This is a genomic window from Streptomyces sp. NPDC005866 (assembly GCF_040629895.1).
Lineage (GTDB): Bacteria > Actinomycetota > Actinomycetes > Streptomycetales > Streptomycetaceae > Streptomyces.
Genome location: NZ_JBEXWP010000027.1, coordinates 1 through 21,310 on the forward strand (window position 1 = coordinate 1; position 21,310 = coordinate 21,310).

At 69.1% G+C, this 21,310-nt stretch carries 18 protein-coding genes; 7 read left to right on the forward strand and 11 right to left on the reverse strand.

Annotated features, from left to right (window positions below; genetic code table 11):
- Positions 1-978: formyl-CoA transferase (frc, locus tag ABZ396_RS32020; RefSeq protein WP_359186501.1), on the forward strand; the 978-nt coding region annotated here is incomplete at its 5' end.
- 235 nt (positions 979-1,213) lie between these two features.
- Positions 1,214-2,596: an OFA family MFS transporter gene (locus ABZ396_RS32025; protein ID WP_358918503.1), complete on the forward strand. Its 1,383-nt coding sequence runs from the start codon at positions 1,214-1,216 to the stop codon at positions 2,594-2,596.
- 25 nt (positions 2,597-2,621) lie between these two features.
- Here the strand turns inward: ABZ396_RS32025 and ABZ396_RS32030 are convergent, their stop codons facing one another.
- Positions 2,622-3,305, reverse strand: coding sequence for a GntR family transcriptional regulator (locus ABZ396_RS32030; protein ID WP_358918501.1), 684 nt, complete (start codon positions 3,303-3,305; stop codon positions 2,622-2,624).
- Positions 3,306-3,902: 597 nt separating this feature from the next.
- Here ABZ396_RS32030 and ABZ396_RS32035 point away from each other — a divergent pair.
- Both ABZ396_RS32035 and ABZ396_RS32040 read left to right on the forward strand, forming a co-directional pair.
- Entirely contained in the window at positions 3,903-5,168 is a 1,266-nt protein-coding gene (locus ABZ396_RS32035) for a glycosyltransferase family 4 protein (protein ID WP_358918499.1), read from the forward strand.
- Positions 5,165-5,998, forward strand: coding sequence for a transferase (locus ABZ396_RS32040; protein WP_358918497.1), 834 nt, complete (start codon positions 5,165-5,167; stop codon positions 5,996-5,998). Before ABZ396_RS32035 ends, ABZ396_RS32040 begins: the two co-directional genes overlap by 4 nt.
- An 86-nt stretch (positions 5,999-6,084) precedes the next feature.
- Here ABZ396_RS32040 and ABZ396_RS32045 read toward each other — a convergent pair whose 3' ends face one another.
- Positions 6,085-6,636 (reverse strand): helix-turn-helix domain-containing protein, encoded by a 552-nt coding sequence (locus ABZ396_RS32045; RefSeq protein ID WP_359186505.1) that lies wholly within the window; start codon positions 6,634-6,636, stop codon positions 6,085-6,087.
- 173 nt (positions 6,637-6,809) lie between these two features.
- Here ABZ396_RS32045 and ABZ396_RS32050 point away from each other — a divergent pair, with 173 nt between their 5' ends.
- From ABZ396_RS32050 to ABZ396_RS32060, 3 genes are all read left to right on the forward strand, one after another.
- Positions 6,810-7,535 carry an MFS transporter gene (locus ABZ396_RS32050; RefSeq protein ID WP_358918495.1) on the forward strand — a complete coding sequence of 242 codons (726 nt, stop codon included), beginning with the start codon at positions 6,810-6,812 and terminating at the stop codon, positions 7,533-7,535.
- 240 nt (positions 7,536-7,775) lie between these two features.
- Positions 7,776-8,558 (forward strand): FadR/GntR family transcriptional regulator, encoded by a 783-nt coding sequence (locus tag ABZ396_RS32055; protein WP_358918493.1) that lies wholly within the window; start codon positions 7,776-7,778, stop codon positions 8,556-8,558.
- Positions 8,559-8,676: 118 nt separating this feature from the next.
- Positions 8,677-9,687 carry a cupin domain-containing protein gene (locus ABZ396_RS32060; protein WP_358918491.1) on the forward strand — a complete coding sequence of 337 codons (1,011 nt, stop codon included), beginning with the start codon at positions 8,677-8,679 and terminating at the stop codon, positions 9,685-9,687.
- 70 nt (positions 9,688-9,757) lie between these two features.
- Here the strand turns inward: ABZ396_RS32060 and ABZ396_RS32065 are convergent, their stop codons facing one another.
- The 9 genes from ABZ396_RS32065 to ABZ396_RS32105 all read right to left on the reverse strand — a co-directional run bounded on the left by ABZ396_RS32065 (position 9,758) and on the right by ABZ396_RS32105 (position 21,222).
- Complete coding sequence (locus ABZ396_RS32065; protein ID WP_358918489.1) at positions 9,758-10,645, reverse strand: AAA family ATPase; 888 nt, start codon at positions 10,643-10,645, stop codon at positions 9,758-9,760.
- A gap of 16 nt (positions 10,646-10,661) precedes the next feature.
- Positions 10,662-11,729: a cupin domain-containing protein gene (locus ABZ396_RS32070; RefSeq protein WP_358918488.1), complete on the reverse strand. Its 1,068-nt coding sequence runs from the start codon at positions 11,727-11,729 to the stop codon at positions 10,662-10,664.
- A 49-nt stretch (positions 11,730-11,778) separates the two neighbouring features.
- Positions 11,779-13,008 (reverse strand): MFS transporter, encoded by a 1,230-nt coding sequence (locus ABZ396_RS32075; protein WP_358918486.1) that lies wholly within the window; start codon positions 13,006-13,008, stop codon positions 11,779-11,781.
- Between the two features lie 3 nt (positions 13,009-13,011).
- Positions 13,012-14,145: an ABC transporter ATP-binding protein gene (locus ABZ396_RS32080; protein ID WP_358918485.1), complete on the reverse strand. Its 1,134-nt coding sequence runs from the start codon at positions 14,143-14,145 to the stop codon at positions 13,012-13,014.
- Positions 14,146-14,163: 18 nt separating this feature from the next.
- Positions 14,164-15,969 carry an iron ABC transporter permease gene (locus ABZ396_RS32085; RefSeq protein WP_358918484.1) on the reverse strand — a complete coding sequence of 602 codons (1,806 nt, stop codon included), beginning with the start codon at positions 15,967-15,969 and terminating at the stop codon, positions 14,164-14,166.
- 6 nt (positions 15,970-15,975) lie between these two features.
- Positions 15,976-17,085 carry an extracellular solute-binding protein gene (locus ABZ396_RS32090; RefSeq protein ID WP_358918482.1) on the reverse strand — a complete coding sequence of 370 codons (1,110 nt, stop codon included), beginning with the start codon at positions 17,083-17,085 and terminating at the stop codon, positions 15,976-15,978.
- Positions 17,086-17,126: 41 nt separating this feature from the next.
- Positions 17,127-18,227 carry an extracellular solute-binding protein gene (locus tag ABZ396_RS32095; protein ID WP_358918480.1) on the reverse strand — a complete coding sequence of 367 codons (1,101 nt, stop codon included), beginning with the start codon at positions 18,225-18,227 and terminating at the stop codon, positions 17,127-17,129.
- A 229-nt stretch (positions 18,228-18,456) separates the two neighbouring features.
- Positions 18,457-20,055 carry an ethanolamine ammonia-lyase reactivating factor EutA gene (locus ABZ396_RS32100; protein WP_358918479.1) on the reverse strand — a complete coding sequence of 533 codons (1,599 nt, stop codon included), beginning with the start codon at positions 20,053-20,055 and terminating at the stop codon, positions 18,457-18,459.
- Between the two features lie 33 nt (positions 20,056-20,088).
- On the reverse strand, positions 20,089-21,222 hold the full coding sequence (locus tag ABZ396_RS32105; RefSeq protein ID WP_358918477.1) for an ethanolamine ammonia lyase-activating protein: 1,134 nt from the start codon (positions 21,220-21,222) through the stop codon (positions 20,089-20,091).
- Positions 21,223-21,310: the final 88 nt, after the last annotated feature.

A 21,310-nucleotide genomic window follows, 5' to 3' on the forward strand; every position in this document is an offset into this window, starting at 1 on the left:
CTGATCCGCCGCTCGGACGTCATGGTCGAGAACTTCGGCCCCGGCGCGGTCGACCGGATGGGCTTCACCTGGGACCGCATCAAGGAGATCAACCCGCGGATCGTGTACGCCTCCATCAAGGGCTTCGGGGAGGGCCCGTACACCAACTTCAAGGCGTACGAGGTCGTCGCCCAGGCCATGGGCGGCTCGATGGCCACCACCGGCTTCGAGGACGGCCCGCCGCTGGCCACCGGTGCCCAGATCGGCGACTCGGGGACCGGTGTGCACGCCGTGGCCGGCATCCTCGCCGCTCTGCTGCAGCGGGAACGGACCGGGCGCGGTCAGCGGGTGAACGTCGCCATGCAGCACGCCGTGCTCAATCTCTGCCGGGTGAAGCTGCGCGACCAGCAGCGGCTCGTGCACGGGCCGCTCGCCGAGTACCCCAACGAGGACTTCGGCGACGAGGTGCCCCGCTCCGGCAACGCCTCCGGCGGCGGCCAGCCCGGCTGGGCGGTCCGCTGCGCGCCGGGCGGCCCGAACGACTACGTGTACGTCATCGTCCAGCCCGTCGGCTGGAGGCCGCTCAGCGAGATGATCGGCCACCCGGAGCTCGCCGACGACCCCGACTGGGCCACCCCCGAGGCCCGCCTGCCGAAGCTGGGCAAGTTGTTCCAGCTGATCGAGGAATGGACTTCCACCCTGCCGAAGCGGCAAGTGCTGGAAAGGCTGAACGCGCACAACATTCCGTGCGGGCCGATCCTGTCCACCAAGGAGATCATCGAGGACGAATCGCTGATCGCCAACGAGATGGTGGTACGCGTCCCGCATCCCGAGCGGGGTGAGTTCACCACCGTGGGCAGCCCGCTGAAACTGTCCGACTCGCCAGTGGACGTGACCACCTCCCCGCTGCTGGGCGAGCACAACGAAGAGATCTACATCGGCGAACTCGGCCTGGGCGACGAGGACTTGCGGATGCTCAAGTCGAACGGAGTGATCTGAGCATGGTGCGGTGCCACCGCCACTCGGCGGAAGCTGCCCGGCATCCGCCGCTTCCGACGCGGCGCCGCGGACCCCCGCTGCGCCGTGACCCGACCCTCGATGGCGCGGACCGTCCTGACCGGTCCGCATGACAGGTCCTGCTCGGGCGCCGCTGCCCGGGGCCGGACCTCCCCGCATTGCACTCGGAGTACCGACCAGGGGGCGCTGGTGAGTCTCTTGAGCAAGGGGAAACAACATGACAACCGCAACATCCAGGCGACCCGCATACCAGGAGATCACGGATGCGAACGGACGCGTGTACCGGGTCGGCGAGAGCCCCCGGGACATCCTTGGCGGACCACGTCTGCTGATGGTGGTGCTTCCGTGGGTGGCCATGATGGCCATCAGCGTCGCGGAATACGCCTACGGCTCGGCCGAGGAGGTCGTGTCCTCGGCGCACGGCTGGACGTCCACCGACACATTCTGGGTCCTGGGCGTGTGGACAGTCTTCCAGGCGGGAGTGGCCTTCCCGACGGGAAGGCTGCGGGAACGCGGGATCCTCACGGCCCGTGGGGCCATGCTGATCGGAGCCGTCCTGGCCGGGCTCGGCTTCTTCGCCCTCAGCTACGCGCCGAACGTGGCGCTGGCGATCGCGGGCTTCGGTGTCCTCGGTGGCGCGGGCGCCGGCATGGTCTACTCGACCTGCGTCAACATCGTCGGCAAGTGGTACCCGGAACGGCGCGGTGGCAAGACCGGCTTCGTCAACGGCGGTTTCGCCTACGGGTCCGTACCGATGATCTTCGTGTTCACCTACTCCTTCGACGCCGACAACTACCGCACGGTGCTCGACTTGGTGGGCATCTACGTCCTGGCGTTCGTGGCGATCTGCGGCTGGTTCTTCAAGGACCCGCCGAAGAACTGGTGGCCCGAGGAGGTCGACCCGCTCCAGCACAGCAAGAAGGCCAACGACACGACGCTGTCCAAGAACCCCCCGGCCGTGCGGCAGTACGAGCCGATGGAGGCGATCCGCACCGGGATGCTCCCGCTGATGTGGCTCTGCCTGGTGTTGTGCTCCGGGGTCTCCATCTTCGGCATCTCCTTCCAGGTTCCGTTCGCGAAGGAGATCGGGTTCGGCCCGCTGGTGGTCGCCTCGTCGATGGGCATCATGTCCCTCATCAACGGCACCGGTCGGGGCGTGACCGGCTGGGTGTCCGACCGGCTCGGACGGAAGCAGACCCTGATTCTGGTGATCGCGGTCGAGGGCCTGGCGCAGTTCGGTGTCCTGTGGGCCGGTGACATCCGCAGTGAACCGCTGTTCCTCTTCTTCGCCTTCATCTCCGGTTTCGGCTCGGGCGCCTTCTTCCCGATGTTCGCCTCGCTGGTCCCGGACTACTTCGGTGAGAACAACAACGCCCAGAACTACGGTCTGGTGTACAGCTCCAAGCTGGTCGGCGGGCTGGCCGGCAGCGGCCTGGGGGCGACGGTCGTCGCGGCGTGGGGCTACTCCGGTGCCTACATATTCGCCGGGTGCTTCGGGCTGGCGTCGGCGGCGCTTGCGCTGCTGTTGCGGCAGCCGGGCCGCACCACGGCGCTCCGAGTCCAGGCGGGCGCGTTGCAGGTGAGCAGCGAAACGGCCTAGGCCGCACCATCGGCAGAGTCGACCGTCACTGCTCGGAATCCGTGCGTTCGTGGTAGCTGGTGCGGGTGTGCTCCGTGTGATCCCGCATCAGTTGCTGCGCCCGCTGCTCGTTCCTTGCCGCGATGGCGTCGATCATTGCCCGGTGCTCGTCCCAGGACAACGCGCCGCGGGTACGGGCGACGGGCGTGTGGAACCACCGGACGCGGCGATCCACCTGTGCGGACAGCTCCGCGAGCACCGAGTTCGCCGCGAGTTCCATCACGTACGCGTGAAAGTCGGCGTTGGCCGCGACCACGGCATCGACGTCGTCGGCCTTCAGCGCCCGCTCGCCCGCCTCGCACAACTCGCGCAGCCGCGCCGTGGCCTCCGGGGTGGCGTTGGCCGCCGCCAGTCTCGCCGCCTCGGCCTCGAGCAGACCGCGGACGACGAGCAGTTGGTCGGCCTCCTCCTCCGTGGGGTCGTGCACGAACGCGCCCTGTGCCGGGCGCAGGTCCACCCAGCCCTCGGTGTTGAGCCGCTGCAGCGCCTCGCGGACGGGCTGGCGGGAGACGCCGAGGTAGCCGGCGAGCTCGGTCTCGACGAGATGCTGTCCGGGCTGGAGCGACCTGGTGACGATGAGCTCCAGGAGGGCTTCGTAGACCCGCTCGCGCAGCGGGCCGGGTCGCTCCAGCTTGGGTACGGTACCGGTCGGCAACGCCGCGGACGCCATGGCTCCACCCTTCGGTAGCAGCTCAACCTAGCCTGATATTGGTTTTCGTCTACAGTCTACGCACTCGACTGCCGCGGCGTGAGCGCTTGTGGCTCGGGGGAAGTCGAGCCGCTGTTCTGCCTCTTGTCAGCGCGGAGAGCATACTGTAGACAGAATGCTGTCGACCATGCCGCTGCAGTTGTCCGGACGAGGGATTGCTGCAGCGAGTCACTGAGCCAGGGTCGCCTGGTCGTTGACGCCGGCCTGCGCGGCACTCCATGAACGTGTACACGCGCGAGCACCGCCCGACTCAGCGCACGGCGGCCACCGTGAGCTGACGGCGATACAGCACGTGACACGGACGCGGGACCGGCCGGCGGGTGCGCCCCCTGGGCCGGCCGGTCCCCGGCGTCACCCTGTTCATGTACTCCTCCAGCTGCGCGCCTGGCTCAATCTGACCGGCCTCCATCCCCGTCTCCGGATCGGCTCGTTCGATAACCGAATAAATCGCCTCATCATCGATATCGCGCCGCATGTATTCGGCCAGTGGTCACGAATTTTTTGCCTCTTCGTCAACTACATACAACCTTCTGCCGGCGAGCAAGCGTCTGGGTGATCATGAGGATCCGCTTTCTCATCCACAACGCATACGGCATCGGCGGCACTATCACCACCACCTTCAATCTGGCTCAGGGGTTGGCGGAGAGACACGATGTCGAGATCGTTTCCGTGCTGAGACACAGACAGAGACCGAACTACACACTCGACCCCAGAGTCCGGCTGCGGCACCTGGTGGACCTGCGGACCGAGGAGGACCACCCCCTGCACCTCAAGCCGGCCCGTGTCTTCCCGGAGGCCGAGTACCGCTATCGGCAGTACAGCCGGCTGACGGACCAGCGGATCGAGGAATGGCTGGACGGCACGGACGGCGACGTCGTCATCGCCACGCGCCCCGGGCTCAACGTCCACCTTGCCCTTCAGGGCCCACGGCGGATCGTGCGAATAGGGCAGGAGCACCTGACGCTGGACAACCATTCCCCACGGCTGCGTCGTGTCCTGCGCCGGGCGTACCCGGGCCTGAACGCCCTGACGACCGTCACCGAGGCGGACGCCCGCACCTACCGGCGCAAGATGCATCTGCCGGGCGTGCGTCTGCAGTGCCTGCCCAACAGCGTGCCCGATCCCACGCTTCCGGTCGCCGACAGCAGCTCGAAGACCGTCGTCGCCGCGGGGCGGCTGGTACCGGTCAAGCGCTTCGACCTGATGATCGAGGCGTTCGCCCGCGTGGCCGCGCGGCGCCCGGACTGGCAACTGCGCATTTATGGGAAGGGGGAGGAACACGGACGTCTGCGTGAGCTGATCGGGCGGCTCGGACTCTACGACAACGTGCTCCTCATGGGAGCCGCCACACCCATCGAAGCCGAGTGGGTCAAGGGATCCATCGGCCTTGCCGCGTCGAACTTCGAGCCCTTCGGCATGACCATCGTGGAAGCGATGCGCTGCGGACTGCCCGTGGTCAGCACCGACTGTCCGCATGGGCCCGCCGAGATCATCCAGGACGGAGTCGACGGGCGTCTGACGTCGGTGGATGATCCGGACGCCCTGGCCGCGGCGCTGCTGGAACTCATCGAGGACGACTCCCTGCGTCGCCGCATGGGCCAGGCCGCAGTCCGCCATGCCCAGAGGTTCTCTCCCGCCCTCGTGGTGCGTCAGGCGGAGCAACTGATCGATTCACTGCTGGAGCCGGTAGCGGGCGAGGTCCCGGGAGCCCTGTCCGGCCCCGGTCTGTGCCGGGTGCTGACGAGCAGGAGTCATGCCCTCAAGGACGGCGCCTACGTGGCGGCCGGCAACGCGCTGCGCAGAGTACGGGGTTCCCATCGATGACCGAAGACCAGCGTCAGCACGAGCCACGCTGTCACTGCACCATCGACGAAGACGGGAACATCACCTGGTCGCTGGAGTTGCCGGAGGCGCGCGAGCCGCGGTTGCTGCTGCGCCGGCGAACCAAGCCGGTGGGCACGGCCGCCGAGGAGCAGCCGTTCAACCCCCTCACCCTTGAGAAGGCACCGGAAGGCCGGTGGATCGCGGTGCAGCCCGACCTGCCTACGCTCGCCGAGGGACGATGGGACGTCTACGTCGTCGACCAGGACGAGGAGGAACGACGGGCCCGGCCCGGTTTGCGTGACCTACGGCTGCTCCTCGACGGCAGCCGACGGGACTGGACCTCTCCGGTGGCCGTCCGCATCCCCTATGCCACGAAGGACGGCTACCTGGCGGTGCGGACCTGGCTGCGCACGGCCCACGCGGAGACGCGGTCGCTTCGTGTCGACAGCGACGGCGTGACCGTGTCGGCGCGGCTGTACGGCAGGCGGCTGGGACCTCGTGCGACCGTCGTGCTGCGACACCGCCAGGAGCGGACACTGCACCCCTTGCCGCTGCGACAGGCCGACGAACACGAGTTCTCCTTCCGCGTCGACTACGGGAACCTGCTGCGGCCGGAGCCGGTCGGCCCGTACGCCTGGGACGTGTTCGTGCAGCCGGAGGAGGAGGCGGACAAGGTGCGGGTCGGCAAGCTGTTCGACGACATCCCGGACCGCAAGGAGATCTTCGTCTATTCCGCCACGCGGCTCGGGAAGCGCGGGGAGTACGAGGTCCGCCCCTACTACACGGTGAACAACGATCTGGCCATCGAGGTCAACACGCGGTCCACGTGAACGACTTCACGTTCCGGAAGTTCCGCTCCTCCTTCGACCGCCTTCGGCATCGTGGCGAGGTTTGCGGAAGGCCACGCCGTCGAAGGTTACGGGGATGTCGACGGCTTCGGCGCTGTCCTTGACGCTCTTGCGAGGGACGGCGCCGAGGGCCGCCGCCGGTGAAGTCGCGGTAGGCGCCGAACTGACGGGAGGGCGTCCAACTCCTCGTCGGACAGTGCCGCGAGAAGAACGCGGCCCGTCGCCGTGCTGCAGGCGGGGAGCCGGACCCCGATGCGCACCCCAGCGGACACAACGCGCTCGGTCTCCGCGCGGGCCACGAACACCGCCTCGCCCTCGTCCAGAACGGCCAGGGAGATGGATTCCCCCAAACGCCCGGCGAGCCGAGACCAGTTGCGACTGCGCCAGCCTTGGCAGCGGGTCGGTGCGCGTGTACGAGCCGCCGAGGCGCGCCATGCGGGGAGTGGGGCGGAAGCGTCGTGCGTCGGGTAGCCGAGCTCGGTCAGGGTGAGCAGGCAGCGGCGCGCCGTGGCGCGGGTCAGCCCGGTGGCATGGGCCGCTTCCGAGACCGTGAGCTGTGTGATCGACACGGCGCAGGTCGACACGGCGCGCGAGTTCAGTCCCAAGAGGCTGCGGGCCACCTTCGTGCTGGTCGTCTACTGCGGCTTCTCGGTCGGCTTCGTGGTGGCCGGTCTGGCCGGGGGCTGGCTGATTCCCGACCACGGCTGGCGCTCGCTGCTGTGGGTCGGCGCCGCGGCGCCCGTGCTGCTGATTTCCCCTCCTGGTCCGCGGCCTGCCGGAGTCCCCGGTCTTCATGATCCGGCGGAACACGGACCCGCACCGCATGTACGCGGTGTTCCGCCGGATCGACGGAGAGCTGCCCCTGTCCATGCCCGAGCACGGCGAAGCCGTCTTCAGCGTGGAGGAGAACGACAGCGGGAAGCGCGCCGCGCTCACCAGCCTGTTCACGGGCAGGTGGCTGTGGGGCACGGTACTGCTGTGGTTCGTGTTCATGATCAATCTGGCCGAGTTCTACGCCCTGCAGAGCTGGCTCCCCACCATCGTGACCGACCTGGGTCACTCGATGAGCGTGGTCGTCGCCGCGACCACGCTGACCACGGTGGGCGGTATCGCCGCCGCCTTCGTCACCGGCCCGTCCATGGACCGGCTGGGCCCGTACCGGACACTGGGCGTCCTCTACCTGGCGGGTTGCGTCTGCGTGGCCCTGACCGGTACCGCCCTGCACGAGCCGTTGTGGGTTCCGATGACGGCGAACTTCTTCGCGGGCTGCTGCGTCAGCGGCGGCCGGAAGAGCCTGATCGCACTGGCCGCCGTCTTCTATCCGGGCCGATGCGCTCCACCCGCGTCGGCTGGGCCCTGGGCGTCGGCCGCGTGGGCGGCATCCTCGGACCCATCGTGGTGGGAGCGGCGCTCGCCGCGAACTGGTCACCGAGCACCGTGTTCTACGCGATGTCCGTGCCGATGCTCGCCGCCGGCCTGGCGGTCCTGCTGCTGGGGGTGCGCTACGGCCGCTCGGTGAACGACTCCGCCCGCTCCGGCGGGCCGGCGGACGCACAGACCCCGGCGGCCGCCCTCGGCAACGGGCGGACGGTGGGGCCGGACACCGTGACCTGACGCGCGCACGAGCGCGATCGAGCCCGGCGTCCCGGAGGCATGGCTCCGGGCATGACGGAGGCGGACGCCTTGGTCTGTTGGTATGACTTCAAGCCATTGAGGAGGTGCACGGCGGCGCGGGCTGCGGTCATGGGAGAATGCGCACATGCCATCGCGACCCAGCCAGCGCGCCGAGACCGCAGACGAGAAGTCCGCCAAGCGGGCTCCCGCGACCGAGGGGCTGTTCAAGGCGGTCTCCTCGAGTCGTGTCTCCCAGCTGATCGTCGACCAGATCCGGTTGCTGCTGAAGGAGGAGCGCCTGCAGCCGGGTGACCGGCTGCCCAGCGAGCGCGACCTGTGTGTGCAGTTCGGCGTGAGCCGGGTGACCGTGCGGGAGGCGCTGCGCAGCCTGGAGGCCAGCGGACTCGTCGAGATCCGCGTGGGCGCGCGTGGCGGGGCGTTCGTGACGGCTCCGTCCTCGCGGCGGGTGGGCGAAGGGCTCGCCGACCTGCTCTCGCTGTCGCCGCTGACGGCGGCCGAGGTCACCGAGGCGCGGCTCGTCTTCGAACTCGGCATCGTGCCCCTCGTCGTCGAGCGGGCCACGGACGAGGACCTCGATGCCCTGCGCGCCCTGTGCGACGAGCACGCGGAAGCCATCGAGCAGGGCACGTACGACATGGAGATGTCCGCGGACTTCCACACCCGGCTGGCCGCCTCCACGCACAACGGCGCCATCGAGATGCTCGTGCGGTCCTTCCACGGCCCCCTGCTCATGAGCCTGCGGGAGGCGCAGAGCATCGAGCCGCAAATGGGGCGGCAGGGCTCCAAGGAGCACCGCAGGTTCGTCGAGGCCGTTGCCGCGCGTGATGTGGAGGCCGCGACGCAGATCATGCGAACTCACCTGACCCGCACGGCCTCCCGGGTGAAGGGTGACCGCAGCCGCGGCTGAACCCGAAGCCGGCCGGTCCCGGGTCCTGATGGGCCCGGGACTCTTTTACGCCCTCACGTAAGGCATTATGGTTAGACCATCAGGTGATTGCAGAGGGCTACGGCCATCAGGAGGCACCATGGGCAAGAAGGGGCGCGTTTTCGTCCGCGGCCTGACCTCGGAGACATACGGGCTAGGCGAGTTCCGTCGCAGGCAGTTGGCCGTCCAACGGGTGCGTGACGACACCGTGGTCGTCGACGACGCGAAGGTGGCCCACTCCGGCGACAGCGACAAGTCCCGGACATGGTGGCGGATCGGCCCGGGAGACGAGGACTTCCTCACCCAGACCATCCAGGTCCACTTCGTCGAACTACCGCCGCAGTCCAGCAATCACGGACACGGCCACCAGAACGAGGCCGCCTTCTACATCCTCCAGGGCCGCGGCTACGAGATCCACGACGACCAGCGCTACGACTGGACCAAGGACGACCTGGTGTTCGTCCACACCGACTCCGTGCACCGCCACTTCAACCCCTACGACGAGACCGCCACCGCCCTGGTGCTGAAGGCCAAGAGCACCTGGATGTTCATGGGCCTGTGGCAGCAGGGACGCAGCGGCCCGGTCGAGCGGGAGGACGACTTCGGCCCCCGGGAGGACTGGTCCCGGATCTGGACGCCCGGCGTGGAGAACCGCAAGAAGGTGATCAGTGTCGGCGACACCACCTGGGAGGACACCCCCCTGGGCCGGGTCCGCGTGATGTCCTCACCCGAGCGCACCGACGCCCGCATCTTCTCCGTCGACGCCTTCGAACTCGACATCCCCGCCGGCAGCCGGTCGGGCAAGTACTGGAAGATGGCCGACGAGGTGTTCTACGTGCTGGACGGCAGCGGATACGCCCTGCAGTGGGAGGTCGAGGCGGAGATCGCCGAGAAGTACTACGCACGCGTCGCCGTGGAGCCGACCCGGCACGAGATCACCAAGGGCGACACCCTGTACGTGCCGCAGAACCATGTGTGCCAGCTGTTCGCCTACGACGGGACGCCGCTGCGTCTGCTGTCGGCGCAGAACCGCGTCTTCAAACACCTGGGTTACGACGCGGTGCACTTCATGGAGGAGGCTCCCGAGTACCGTGCGCCGCAGCAGTCCTGACGCGGCGTCCCCGAAGACGTCCGGGCCCCACACCGCACTCGGTGTGGGGCCCGGGCCCGTTCGCGTCGGTTCACGATCCCTGCCGGGCCGCCTCCTCCGCTGCCGCGACCAGGTCGTCGAGGCTCAGCAGCGACGGCTCCCGCGCCGTCTCCAGGCGCAGCGCCAGGGCGCCGTGCACGGTCTTGCGGATCCGCCGCCCGTCCAGCCCGGTCAGCAGCTTGCCCACTCGCCGGTGCACCGCGAGATCCCCGGCCAGCGCCCCCAGTTCGGGCCACTGCGCCGCCAGTTCACGCAGCGAGTCCGCGATGATGAGCGGGACGACCGACTCGTCCGGCAGGCCGGTGCGAACGACCAGGTCGGCGCGGGAGAGGAACGCCTCGTCGACGGCCTCGCTGAAGTTCGTGGTCACGACCAGCAGTGTCCCGGGACGCTGGGCGCGCAACCCGTCAAGCCCGCTGAGCACCGCGTCCGTGGCCCGGTGCACGTCGACCGGGTTGGTGTCGAAGGACGCGGCGTGCCGGCGCACGGCGAGTGCCTCGACCTCGTCGACGAGCACGATCGTGTGCGGGCGGCGAGCGGCCAGTTCGGGCAGGGTCTCCTGGAACAGTCGGGAGACCGCACGCTGGCTCTCGCCCAGCAACTCGCTCGGGAAGGCGTGCGGATCGACCTCGACGAGCGTCGTCGCGCCGTGCGGCGCCAGCGTGCGCGCGGCCGCCTGTGCCAGCCCCCGCGCCAGTGTGGTCTTGCCGGTGCCTGGCGGCCCGGCCAGCACCACCAGTCCGTGCGGTGCCACGGCCGAGCCCGCGAGCCGCCTCCCGTGCCGGAGCACCAGGACGGCGGTCGCCAGCAGACGCTCCTTGACACGGGGGTCGACGATCACGGAGTCCCACGGCCCGTCGTGATGGTCGGCGGGCAGGGCGTGGAGCCCGGCCACGCCGTGCGGCAGTGCGGTGCTCACCGCTTCCGGCCCCCGTTCACGGCCAGGTCGGGCGTGTGAGCGCCGGCCACTGAATCGTCGACGGGTCGCCGGCCTGCGCGTCGCGGATGTGGTCCGGCGGCTCCTCGAACAGCACCACCGGATCGCACAGGGCCCGCATGGTCTCCAGAATGCTGTCGAACATGTGGATGCGGACGACCTTCGCCGTGCGGTCCGGGTCCGTGTTGATGTGCTGGTGCCACAGGAAGTGGTCGACGACGATGATGTCGCCCTTCTTCCACGGATGCCGCTCGCCGCCCTCCGGCTCGGTGCCCAGATAGCTCTCGCCGGTGCCCTCCACGACGTACAGCCATGCCTCGCCGGGGTGCCGGTGCATCGACTGGGCGCGGCCCGGGCCGATCTCGAACATGGCCATCGTGATGCCGGACGCCTGGTAGCCGATGGCGCGGTCCAGCAGGAACGTGGTGCGGGTGCCGCGCGGGGTGTTGCGCAGTTCGAGCTCGTCCCAGCTGGTGTGCAGCCGCCCGGAGCGACGGGCCTCCTGGTCCCGGGCGAGCCGCCGCAGCCGCGCCGCGTACGGATCGGCGCCGTCCCGGCCCGGCGAGAACGGCGGACGCGGCGGCAGTTCGGCGACGGGGGTGTGGCCGGCGTCCTCGACGAGGGCCATGCCCATCGTCTCCAGCAGGGGAGCGCTGGAGAAGGTGAGGTAACGCGTCGTCGTGTCCCCGGTGTTGCCGCTGCGGTGCCAGGACCAGGCGGGCAGGTGCAGCGAGTCACCCGGACCCCACTCGATACGCCGGCCGTCGATCTCGGTCCAGCCCCAGCCCGCCACGACGAACACCATGGCGTCCCACGAGTGCCGGTGCAGGGTGGTCGTGGTCCCTGGGTCGAGTTCGTGGGCGAGAGCGTCCATGGTGCGGGTGGGCCGGTCGCCGTCGGCACCGACGTAGACGCCCACGCGGCTGCCCCGGTCGGTCGGGTGCACGACGGCGTCCTCCAGAGTGACGACCGTGCGGTAGTTCTTGCGCCAGTCCTCGATGAAGGCGGCCCGTCGGCGTTTCTGGACGTGGTAGTGGGTGACTTCGGTCGTGGTGTGCGTACTCAAGCGATGCTCCCGACAGATGGAAGGGGGGCGAAAGAGAAGGCGCATTCGTTCAGGGCGAGGCGGGCCCGGCCGCGGTCACGCTGTACTCCCGGACCGTGCGGCTGCGCGACGCGCACGCGGCCGAGACGGCTGCCGGCACGAGTCCGCCCAGGGTGAGCGCGACGACGGGACCGAGGGCGCCGGCGGCCAGGCCCATCAGGGAGTCGCCGATCGCCGGCCCGCCTCGCGAACACATCTGGTAAATGGCGGAGACCCGGCCGCGCAGGTCGTCCGGTGTCTCGATCTGGACGGCGGCGTGGCGCACGGTCGTGGCGACCGCGTCCGCGGCCCCCAGCGCCAGGGCCGCGACGATCGCCGTGGAGAAGTCGCGAGCCTGCGCCAGACCCACGACGGACAGTCCGTACGCGGCCGTCCCCCACAGCACGATCCGACCGCCGCGCGCCGTCCGCACGAGCCGGAAAACCCACACCGATCCGATCAGCGCCCCGGCCGACGGCGCCGCGGACAGCAGTCCGTAGCCGGTGGCGCCCACGTGCAGGACGTGCACGGCGAAGGCGGGCAGCAGCACCCGGTACGCGCCGAACACCGTGGCGGACACGTCCAGGCCCATCAGCTGCCAGACCAGGGGCCGGCGGCTCACGTACCGCACGCCCTGGCGCAGGCTCTCCAGCAGCGAGTGCCGGGCGCCGTCGACGATCAGCTGCGGCACGCGCAGCGTGGCCAGGACAGCGACCAGCACCGCGTAGGTGACGGCGTCGAAGACGTAGACGGCCCCTGGTCCGCCGACGGCGATCAGCACGCCCGCCAACGCGGGCCCCACCAGGACCGCCAGCTCCCTGGAGGGATTGAGCAGCGCGAACGCCTCGACGAGCCGGTCGCGCGGCACGATCGCCGGGATGAGCGCCTGCCGGGCCGGCTGGTCGAAGGTCGCCGCCGCCGTCGCCAGCAGGGAGGAGGCGAGCACCGCCCATACCGTGGCCGCTCCCGCGAAGGTGATCGCCGCGAGCGCGGCCGACACCAGCAGGGCGACGCATTGTGTGAGCTGCAGCAGCCGCCGCCGGTCCAGCCGGTCGGCGTAGATGCCGCCGACCGGTGACAGCACCAGCAGGGCCGCGGCCTGGGCCAGGCCCACGAGCCCGACCTGCGCGGTCGAGCCCGTCAGTTGGTAGACCTGGTACAGGCTGGCGGCGACGGCGCCCCGGGTCCCGATCTGGGACAGGACGACACCGCCCCAGTAGAGGCTGAAGTCGCGGTTGCGCAGTACCTCGGGTATCGCCATCGGTCAGTCGACCGGAACCAGGGCCACCTTGTCCGGGGCGACGGTGAAATGGACCTCCGTGCCCGGAGGGATCGACAAGGTGGGGTTGGAGCGGCTGCGGATCTCGAGGTCGCCGACGCCCACGATGTGGTCGACGACATCGCCCATGAAGGCGCGGGTGAGGACCCTGCCCGACCATTCGTTGGGCACGTCGCCGCGCCGTTCGCGGTGCAGTTCGACGCTCTCCGGCCGGATCGAGATCAGCACCGTCTCGCCCACGGACGGTGTCCTGTGCACCTCGCGGGCGAGGAGCCGGCCCGGTGCCGCGTCGACCTGCACCTCGCCACCCTCGACGGAGACCACCTTGGCCTCCATGAAGTTGGAGGTGCCGATGAACTCGGCGACGAACCGGGTCGCGGGCCGGGTGTAGATCTCCCGGGGCTTGCCGATCTGCTCGATACGGCCCTTGTTCATCACCGCGATCCGGTTCGACATCACCAGGGCCTCGGCCTGGTCGTGCGTCACGTAGATGGCGGTCAGGTTCAACTCCCGCTGCAGTCGCTTGAGTTCGAACCGCATCGACTCGCGCAGCTTGGCGTCCAGGTTGGACAGCGGCTCGTCCAGCAGCATCAGTTCGGGCCGGGTCACCAGGGCACGGGCCAGAGCCAGGCGCTGCTGCTGTCCGCCGGAGAGCTTGGTGGCCGGCCGGGACGCGTAGGCGCCCAGTTCGGTCACGTCGAGAACCTGCCCGACGCGCTCCTCGATCTCCTTGCGCCCGGGGCGCTTGGTGCGGGGCATGACGTCCAGGGGGAACGACACGTTCTTGAAGACCGACATGTGCGGCCAGATGGCGTACGACTGGAAGACCATGCCGAGCCCGCGCTGGTTGGCGTGCATGCTGATGCGCTTCTGGGAGTCGAAGAGCACACGCCCGCCGAGCGTCACTCGGCCCTCAGTCGGGCGTTCCAGGCCTGCGACCGAGCGCAGGGTGGTGGTCTTGCCGCAGCCGGAGGGGCCGAGCAGTGTGAACAGCTCGCCGTCGTGCACCTCGAAGTCGACGCCGCCGACGGCGAACACGCGCGTGCTCTCGTCGGGCCGGGAGGTGCGCCTCCTCGCGGAGTCGTCGTAGCTCTTCTTGAGGGATTCGACCGTCAACATCGCTGGATTTCCCTTCGGTCAGTTCGCGGAATCGTTCTGCAGCCCGAAGCGGGCACCCAGGCGGTAGGCAACGGCGACGAGCACGACGAGCAGGGCGACCATGCACACGCCGAGGGCGGCGAGCGTGGTGAACTGGCCGTTCTCGAACTGCTCCCAGATCAGCACGGACAGCACTTCCTTGCCGGGGCTGTAGAGCAGGATGGTGCTGGACAGCTCGCGGAAGGACACGACGAGGATGTAGACCCAGCCGGCGAGGATGCCACCGCTCATCAGTGGCAGCAGGACGCGGCGGAAGGTCTGGAACCACGAGGCGCCGGACACCGCGGCCGACTCCTCCAGTTCCGGTGACATCTGCGCCATCGCCGCCGACGAGTAGCGCATGCCGTACGGCAGGTAGCGCGTGCAGTACGACACCAGCAGGATGAGCAGCGTGCCGTAGATGGGCAGCGGCATGCGCAGGTAGACGAACGCCAGGGCCAGGCCGAGCACCAGGCCGGGGATGACGATGGGGGTGAAGGCGAGCAGGTCCAGCAGCCGGCGGCCCGGGGCCTTGGTGCGCAGGACGACCCACGAGACGATCGCGGTCAGAAGCATCACGACCGTGGCGGCTCCCACCCCGACGACGAGCGAGTTCTTCAGTGCCGTGAAGGCCAACGGCATGTCGAAGACGGCGCGGTAGTTGGCGAAGGTCATCTGGCTGAACGTCTTGCGGGTCGGTGCGGCGTAGTACTTCAGCAGCGAGGCGTAGACCAGGACGGCGACCGGCAGGACCACCGTGAGCAGGAAGTAGAGGAGCACGGCGACGCCGACGAAGGGGCGGGCTCGGCCGAGCTCGACCGGGCGGGGGCGGAACGCCTTGCCGGTCACCGTCTGGTAGTTGCGGGAGGAGCGCTGCAGCCAGCCGGAGACGAGCACCCCGACCGCCGCGATGGCCAGCAGCCCGAGGGCGTAGGCTCCGGCGGCGCCGTAGTCGACAGGGTAGGCCCGCAGCACGAAGTAGATCCGGCTGGTGAACACGTAGATACGGTTCTGCAGCCCGAGCAGTGCGGGCACCTCGAAGCTCTCCAGGGACTGCACGAACATCAGCAGCGCCGCGGAGATCATCGCCGGCCGCAGCAGCGGAACCGTGACCCGGCGCAGGACGGTGATGCGGCCGGCTCCGCACATGGCGGCGGACTCCTCCAGCGAGGGGTCCATCGCGCGGAAGGCGGCGACCATGAGCAGGAACGCGACCGGCGCGAGGTGCAGTCCCTGCACCCAGATCATGCCCCACACGCTGTAGATGTTGATGGGCGAAGAGCCGAACAAGGGCTTGAAGACAAGGGAGTTGAGCAGGCCGCTCGACGGGTCGCCGAGGAAGATCCACGAGGTGGCGTAGAGGATGCCGGGCACGATGAGCGGCACCAGTGACGCCGCGAAGAACAGGCCCTTGAAGGGGGTGTCCGTCCGCACCTGCACATAGGCCAGGGCGGTACCGAGGACGAGGGCCAGCACGGCGGAACCGATCGCGAAGCCCAGGGAGTTGAGCATCATCTCGCCGGACTGGGAGTTGCCGCCGTAGGCCCGGGAGAACGCCCCGAAGGAGACGCCGTTGCCGTCGGCACTGAGGAAGGTGTCGTGAATCAGGTAGCCCAGCGGCACGATGGCGAGGTAGCCGACGATGACGACGGCGCCACCGACCAGCAGGCCCTGGAGCGACAGCGGGCGCCGCGCCAGCCGCAGGAGCCTGGAGCCCCGGGTGGCCTCGGCGGGTCCGCGACCGGCGCTGGGCGGGGGTCCGGCGGCCTTGTCCCGGGGTGACGTGGAGGTGGGTACGAGTGCCATCGACGGTCAGCTCCCCACCGTGTTCGCGCCGCGCAGCAGCGCGTCGTACTTCTTGTCCCAGGTGCCGGAGTTCTTGCTCAGATCCTTGACGTCGAAGGGGACGAGGGTGAGGCCCTTCAGGCTCGTGTCACCGGGGACCTTCGTGGCCGGGGTGAGCTTCAGCTTGACCAGGTCCTTCTGGCCGTCCGTCAGGAGCCAGTCGTAGAAGAGCCAGGCCGTGGCGGGATGCGCGGCGTTCTTGATCATGCCGACGCCGTTGGGACGTGCGAAGGCGGGCAGCGTCGACACTCCGCTCCGGGGCAGTCGGGCGACGGGGGCGCCCCGGTCGGCGGCCCGGTCCGTGATGTAGGTGTAGTTCATCGCCTCCAGCGGCGTCTGGCCCGCGGCGAGGAACTGCATCATCGTCGTGTGGCCCTTGGCCACCTTGGCGTTGGCGACGATGTCCTTCCACAGCTTGTCCACCTGTGTCTGTGTCTTGCCGTGCTCGAGCCAGTACTTCGTGAGGTTGGCGAACCAGTCGGCGTCGCTGACCTCCAGGCTGATCCTGCCCTTGTACTTGGGCAGGGCGAGGTCGTCCCAGCTGTGCGGTTCGTCGCCGGGCTTGATCAGTTGGGTGTTCCACGCGGGCTGGAACACGTTGAACCGGCTCGCCGTCCAGTGCTCGAACTTGCCGGCCGGTTCCACCTTGTCGAGTGCGGAGCCGTTGAAGTCCGCCAGGAGACCGTTGTCGGCCAGGGCGGCCATCTCCAGAAAGTTGGTCTCCACCGCGTCGGCGCCCGACTTGCCGGCCTGGGCTTCCTGCATGGTGCGTTGGAGCACCGTCTCGGAGTTGGCGCGGAAGACGCTGACGCGGATGCCGAACTTCTTCTCGAACGCCTTCGCGACAGGCGTCGCGATGTCCGAGGTCATCGACGTGTAGAGGGAGAGAGTCCCGCCCTCCTTCCTGGCCAGTTCCTCGGCCTTGGCGCGCTGCTGGTCCTTGGGGATCGCGGCGATCTGCGCGTAGACGCCGTCCGCGTGGACGTTGGAGGCGGTCGTGACGGCGCCTCCACAACCGGTGGTGAACGACGCGACCAGCAGGCCGGCCAGAGCGAGGGTGGTGTTACGGGTCCTCATGCGGGTGCTCTCCTGGAAGAGATGCGAAAAGGTGTGTACGTTCAGCCCGCCGCCGGGACGCCGCGCAACAGGGCGTCGTAGGCGGCGTTCCACTTCTTGGTGTCGGTCTCGGCTGTCTTCGAGACGCTGTAGGTGGTGATGCCGGCCGGGATCGGGTCCTTGGCACCCGGCACGCTCTTGGCCGCGGGGATGCGCAGGGAGTCCGCGATGATCTTCTGACCGTCGCTGAGGACCCAGTCGGTCCACAGCAGCGCCGCGGCGGGGTGGCTCGGGCGGGTCATGAGTGCCACGCCGTTGGGGCGCAGGATCACCGGCTCGACGGCCGGTCGCCAGGCCACGGGCGCGCCCTGTCGCGCCGCCTTGTCGACGGTGTGGCTGTAGACGGACAGGGCGACGGCGAACTGGCCCGCTCCGAGCAGTTGGCCCTGGACGGTGTGACCCTTGGTCACCTCGGCGTTGGCGGCGACCTTCCGGAAGAGGGCGTCCACGGCCTCGGGGGACATGCCCTTCTTCTCGGTCAGGTACGTGTGGAGGGACGCGTACCAGTCCCAGTCGCCGACCTCCATGGAGAGTTCGCCCTTCCACTTCGGGTCTGCGAGGTCGCTGAAGGACCTGGGTTCCTCCCCCTTCTTCACCCGGCTGGTGTTCCAGCCGACGACGAAGGCGTTGAACCGCTCGGCGGTCCATCCACCGAGGTGCCTGGCGGCGTCCTTCAGCCCGGCCTCTGCGGGGCCGTGGTAGGGGTGCAGCAGGTGCTGCGAGTCGAGCGCCCGCAGTTCGAGGTCGTTGGTGTCGATGACGTCGTTGTGCGGCTTGTTCGCCTGGTTCTCCTGCAGCGTGCGCTGCAGGACGGTCTCGGAGTTGGCCCGGAAGGTCTGGACCTTGAGCCCTGGGTACGCCTTCTCGAACCCGTCGACCAGGTCCTGGATGTCGGTGTTGGATGTATACAGGTCCAGCTCCCCTCCCTCCTTCCGGGCGTCGGCCAGCAGAGCGCGCGTGCGTTGCTGGCCCGTGAACGTCTCGTACCGGGCGTAGGGGTTGGTGTCCGGCGCGGAGCCGGCCGTACCCGTGGCAGGCGTGCCGCAGCCGGTGAGGACGAGACCCGTGGCCAGCAGGCCGACGATGAGAGCACTTTGACGCATCGCACACTCCTTGGACGTGGCGGACGACTTCTGGGGCCGAGCAGAAGAGCAAAGTGGGGGAGGGTGCGCTGTCGCGCCGATGGCCGGGCGGGGGACCGTGAGTCGTCAGCCGGCCGGTGATCGGCTGCGGGATCGGGTCCCTGTATGTAACAGCAAATGAGGTATTATGGTCTAACCATCGGACTCGGATTTGCGCTATCGTTACCTGGTGCGACTGCCGGGCAGGCCCTCAGCGAGGATCCTGCTCGAAGACGAGCGACTTGATCGTGACCGGGACCGTGTTCGACGGCAGACGGATCCGTCCGATGTCCACGTAGTCGAAGTCCCGCAGGCTCACGCCGTCGACGACGAACAGGTCCGCGGTGACGTCCAGTTCCTCCCGCAGCAGCCTGCCCAGCGTCAGGGCCACATCGCCGTCCAGCACGATGTACAGCGGCCTGCCCTGCGCGGTGCGCTCGGCGAGCGCGTCCCGGATGCCCCGGGCGAAGGGCAGCAGCCTGTCGTGGCTCGGCGGCCCGCTCCACGCCAGCGCGAGGACGATGTCCACACCGGTCTGCGCGACGTCCAGAGCGACCAGATGCCTCCGGATCGCCACCTCGACGAGGTGGGCGTCGACTGTCTCCCCGAGTTCGTAGAGCGGCCTGAGCACCTGCAGGTTGCGCCGCGGGAGTAATGCCCCGGGGTCGGACACGTACCCCGTGTTGCCGCTCAACTGGACGCTGTGCTCCGACGCGCCCAATGCCGTCGCCCGGATGCACTCGCCAGGAGCAAGCAGGGGGTACGGCAGCGCGCCCGACTCCGCCCGCCGGCGCAGCGCGTGGCCCAGCCGCCGGCCGAGGTCCCCGAAGTCCGCCTGCTCGCGCCCGTAGACGTACTCCGCGACTCCTCCCGAGAACATCACTCCGTCGACCTGATCGAGGTCCGGCAGGGGCTCGGTGAGATACAGGTCGCGGACATGTGCGGGCACGGGATCCGCGGCGACCGCCTGGACCAGTGCGTCGGCCATCGACTCCGCCACCCGGTCGAGTTCGTGACCTCGGACGGTGTCACCGGACTTCCAGACGAAACCGGCACGGGTCGCGTGCCTGCTCCCGGCCGGCTCCAGGCGCGTGATGCGGCCGGTGTCGTCGACCACCTGCAGGCGCCCGCCGATGTGCAGGGCGGCGGTCGCCGTGATCCGTCCCCGGTCTACCAGGGCGAGTTTCGTGGTCCCGCCGCCGACGTCGATGTTGAGGATGCGCCGCCCGGTCTCGTACGACACCTTGGCGGCCCCCGATCCATAGGCCGCCAGCATGGACTCCATGTGGTGGCCCGCGCTCGCGGTGACCAGTTCGCCTCCGCGCTCGGCCAGGATGCCGGCGATCGCCTGCGCATTGCGGCGGCGCAGCGCCTCGCCGGTGAGGATCACCACGCCGGTGTCCACGGCGGCCGGATCGACGGCCGCGGCCTGATAGGCGGCGTCGATGATCGACCCGAGGGCACTCGCGTCGATGTGCTCGCCGCCGGTGTACGGGGTGAGCGCCACCGGTGAGCGGTGGAGGGTGTCCCGCCGCACCACCAGGTAACGGCTCGTCAGGTCCTCGCTGATGCGACGCAGATGCAGCCGCGAGAAGACGACCTGGGTGCCGGACGATCCGATGTCGATGCCGACGCTGTGCAGCGTCACGTTGTCCCGCTGCCAGATCGGATGGTCCTCCAGCGGCCTGGGCACCTCGTCGTCGTGCACGTGGTCGTGGTCGTGGTCGTGGTTGTGGTTGTGGTCGGGGGTGTACGGCGGGTGGACCGCGCGCAACCCCTCGTCATGGCTGTGTCCTTCGGCGTGCCGCACGGTCCCGCTCCTTCACGAACGCCGCATGCTGGCTCAGGCGGTGGTGTACTGCTCCGGCTTCGGCGGGAGCGTGGCGAGCTCCGCCTCGTAGACGGCGTCCATCTGCGGCTCCGTCCCGTGCTTGGCGAGTGCCTCACGGAAGGTCTCGCGCACATACGGCGACTCGTCGGCGTAGTCGATCTGGTCGCCGCCGACACGGCGGCTGATCCAGGCCTTCGGCACGCCCTGCGCGTTGCGCACGGAGACCACCTCGTGCTTGAAGGCGAGGTAACGGCCCGGCTCCTGGCCCGTGTTGAAGTGCTGGTGGAACCACATGTTCGGCGGAACGATCAGTGTGCCCGGTCCCCACTCGTAGCGGCGGGGCTCCTCGCCCTCCGGCCACATCAGGCTGTACCCCTCGCCCGAGAGGATGATGACGTGGGCGCCCGGGCCGTGCCGGTGCCCCTTCTTGTAGGTCGCCGTCGGGAACTGCGAGATGTGGCTGTTCATCGAGCCCCTGGCCATCGCGAAGCGGATGTGACCGCCGCCCGCGCCGCGCTCCTTCGCCTCGATCAGCGGCAGGTTGACCGCGTCCGCCACGAAGTTGGTGTCCAGCAGAAGGCCCTTCTGCTCGCCCTTGGGGGAGAAGTAGTCGGGCTCGCCGTTGAAGCGGTCCGGGAAGTCCCGCGGGGTGTCGAAGACGAAGTCGGGGTCGTCGTAGAGGTTGAGGACGGGCGGCATGTTCGTCGAGGAGACGAACCGGGCCGCCTTCCGGCCGGAGCCGTTGAAGTGCTGGTGGCGGGCGTTGAGCGGGATGGCGAACATCGAGCCCGCCTGCCACTCGAAGCTGACCTCGGCACCCGAGTCGTTCCAGACCCTGGTCGAGCCCTGGCCGTCGAGAACGAGGATCATCTCCTCGAACAGTTGCCGCTGCGGGGCCAGCTCGCCGCCCGCGGGGATCTCGCAGACGTAGCAGTCGTTGGACGTCCTGGTCGCCTCATGGTTGATGAACACTCCCCGGCCGCCGCGCCGTGCCCACGGCTTGAGCTCGACGCTGCGCAGGTCCGGGATGTAGTGGGCGGCGATGATGTCCAGCCCTTCGGCGGCGACCCAGCGGGTGTAGGGGGAGTCCTTCTCCGTGGCGAACTTCGCCGCCAGGGAGTCGTCGACGATCGCGTCCTTGGGCATGGGCGGCCCTTCCTGATCGGCTCTTGCGGCACAAACGTGCGCTGACGGGGCAGCGGGGGGTGAGAATTGGTAGAACCATAAGTCCACC

Coding starts and splice junctions, on each gene's coding strand:
- ABZ396_RS32025 (WP_358918503.1), top strand. CDS start 1,214: ATGACAACCGCAACATCCAGGCGACCCGCATACCAGGAGATCACGGAT.
- ABZ396_RS32030 (WP_358918501.1), bottom strand. CDS start 3,305: ATGGCGTCCGCGGCGTTGCCGACCGGTACCGTACCCAAGCTGGAGCGA.
- ABZ396_RS32035 (WP_358918499.1), top strand. CDS start 3,903: ATGAGGATCCGCTTTCTCATCCACAACGCATACGGCATCGGCGGCACT.
- ABZ396_RS32040 (WP_358918497.1), top strand. CDS start 5,165: ATGACCGAAGACCAGCGTCAGCACGAGCCACGCTGTCACTGCACCATC.
- ABZ396_RS32050 (WP_358918495.1), top strand. CDS start 6,810: ATGATCCGGCGGAACACGGACCCGCACCGCATGTACGCGGTGTTCCGC.
- ABZ396_RS32055 (WP_358918493.1), top strand. CDS start 7,776: ATGCCATCGCGACCCAGCCAGCGCGCCGAGACCGCAGACGAGAAGTCC.
- ABZ396_RS32060 (WP_358918491.1), top strand. CDS start 8,677: ATGGGCAAGAAGGGGCGCGTTTTCGTCCGCGGCCTGACCTCGGAGACA.
- ABZ396_RS32075 (WP_358918486.1), bottom strand. CDS start 13,008: ATGGCGATACCCGAGGTACTGCGCAACCGCGACTTCAGCCTCTACTGG.
- ABZ396_RS32080 (WP_358918485.1), bottom strand. CDS start 14,145: ATGTTGACGGTCGAATCCCTCAAGAAGAGCTACGACGACTCCGCGAGG.
- ABZ396_RS32085 (WP_358918484.1), bottom strand. CDS start 15,969: ATGGCACTCGTACCCACCTCCACGTCACCCCGGGACAAGGCCGCCGGA.
- ABZ396_RS32090 (WP_358918482.1), bottom strand. CDS start 17,085: ATGAGGACCCGTAACACCACCCTCGCTCTGGCCGGCCTGCTGGTCGCG.
- ABZ396_RS32095 (WP_358918480.1), bottom strand. CDS start 18,227: ATGCGTCAAAGTGCTCTCATCGTCGGCCTGCTGGCCACGGGTCTCGTC.
- ABZ396_RS32105 (WP_358918477.1), bottom strand. CDS start 21,222: ATGCCCAAGGACGCGATCGTCGACGACTCCCTGGCGGCGAAGTTCGCC.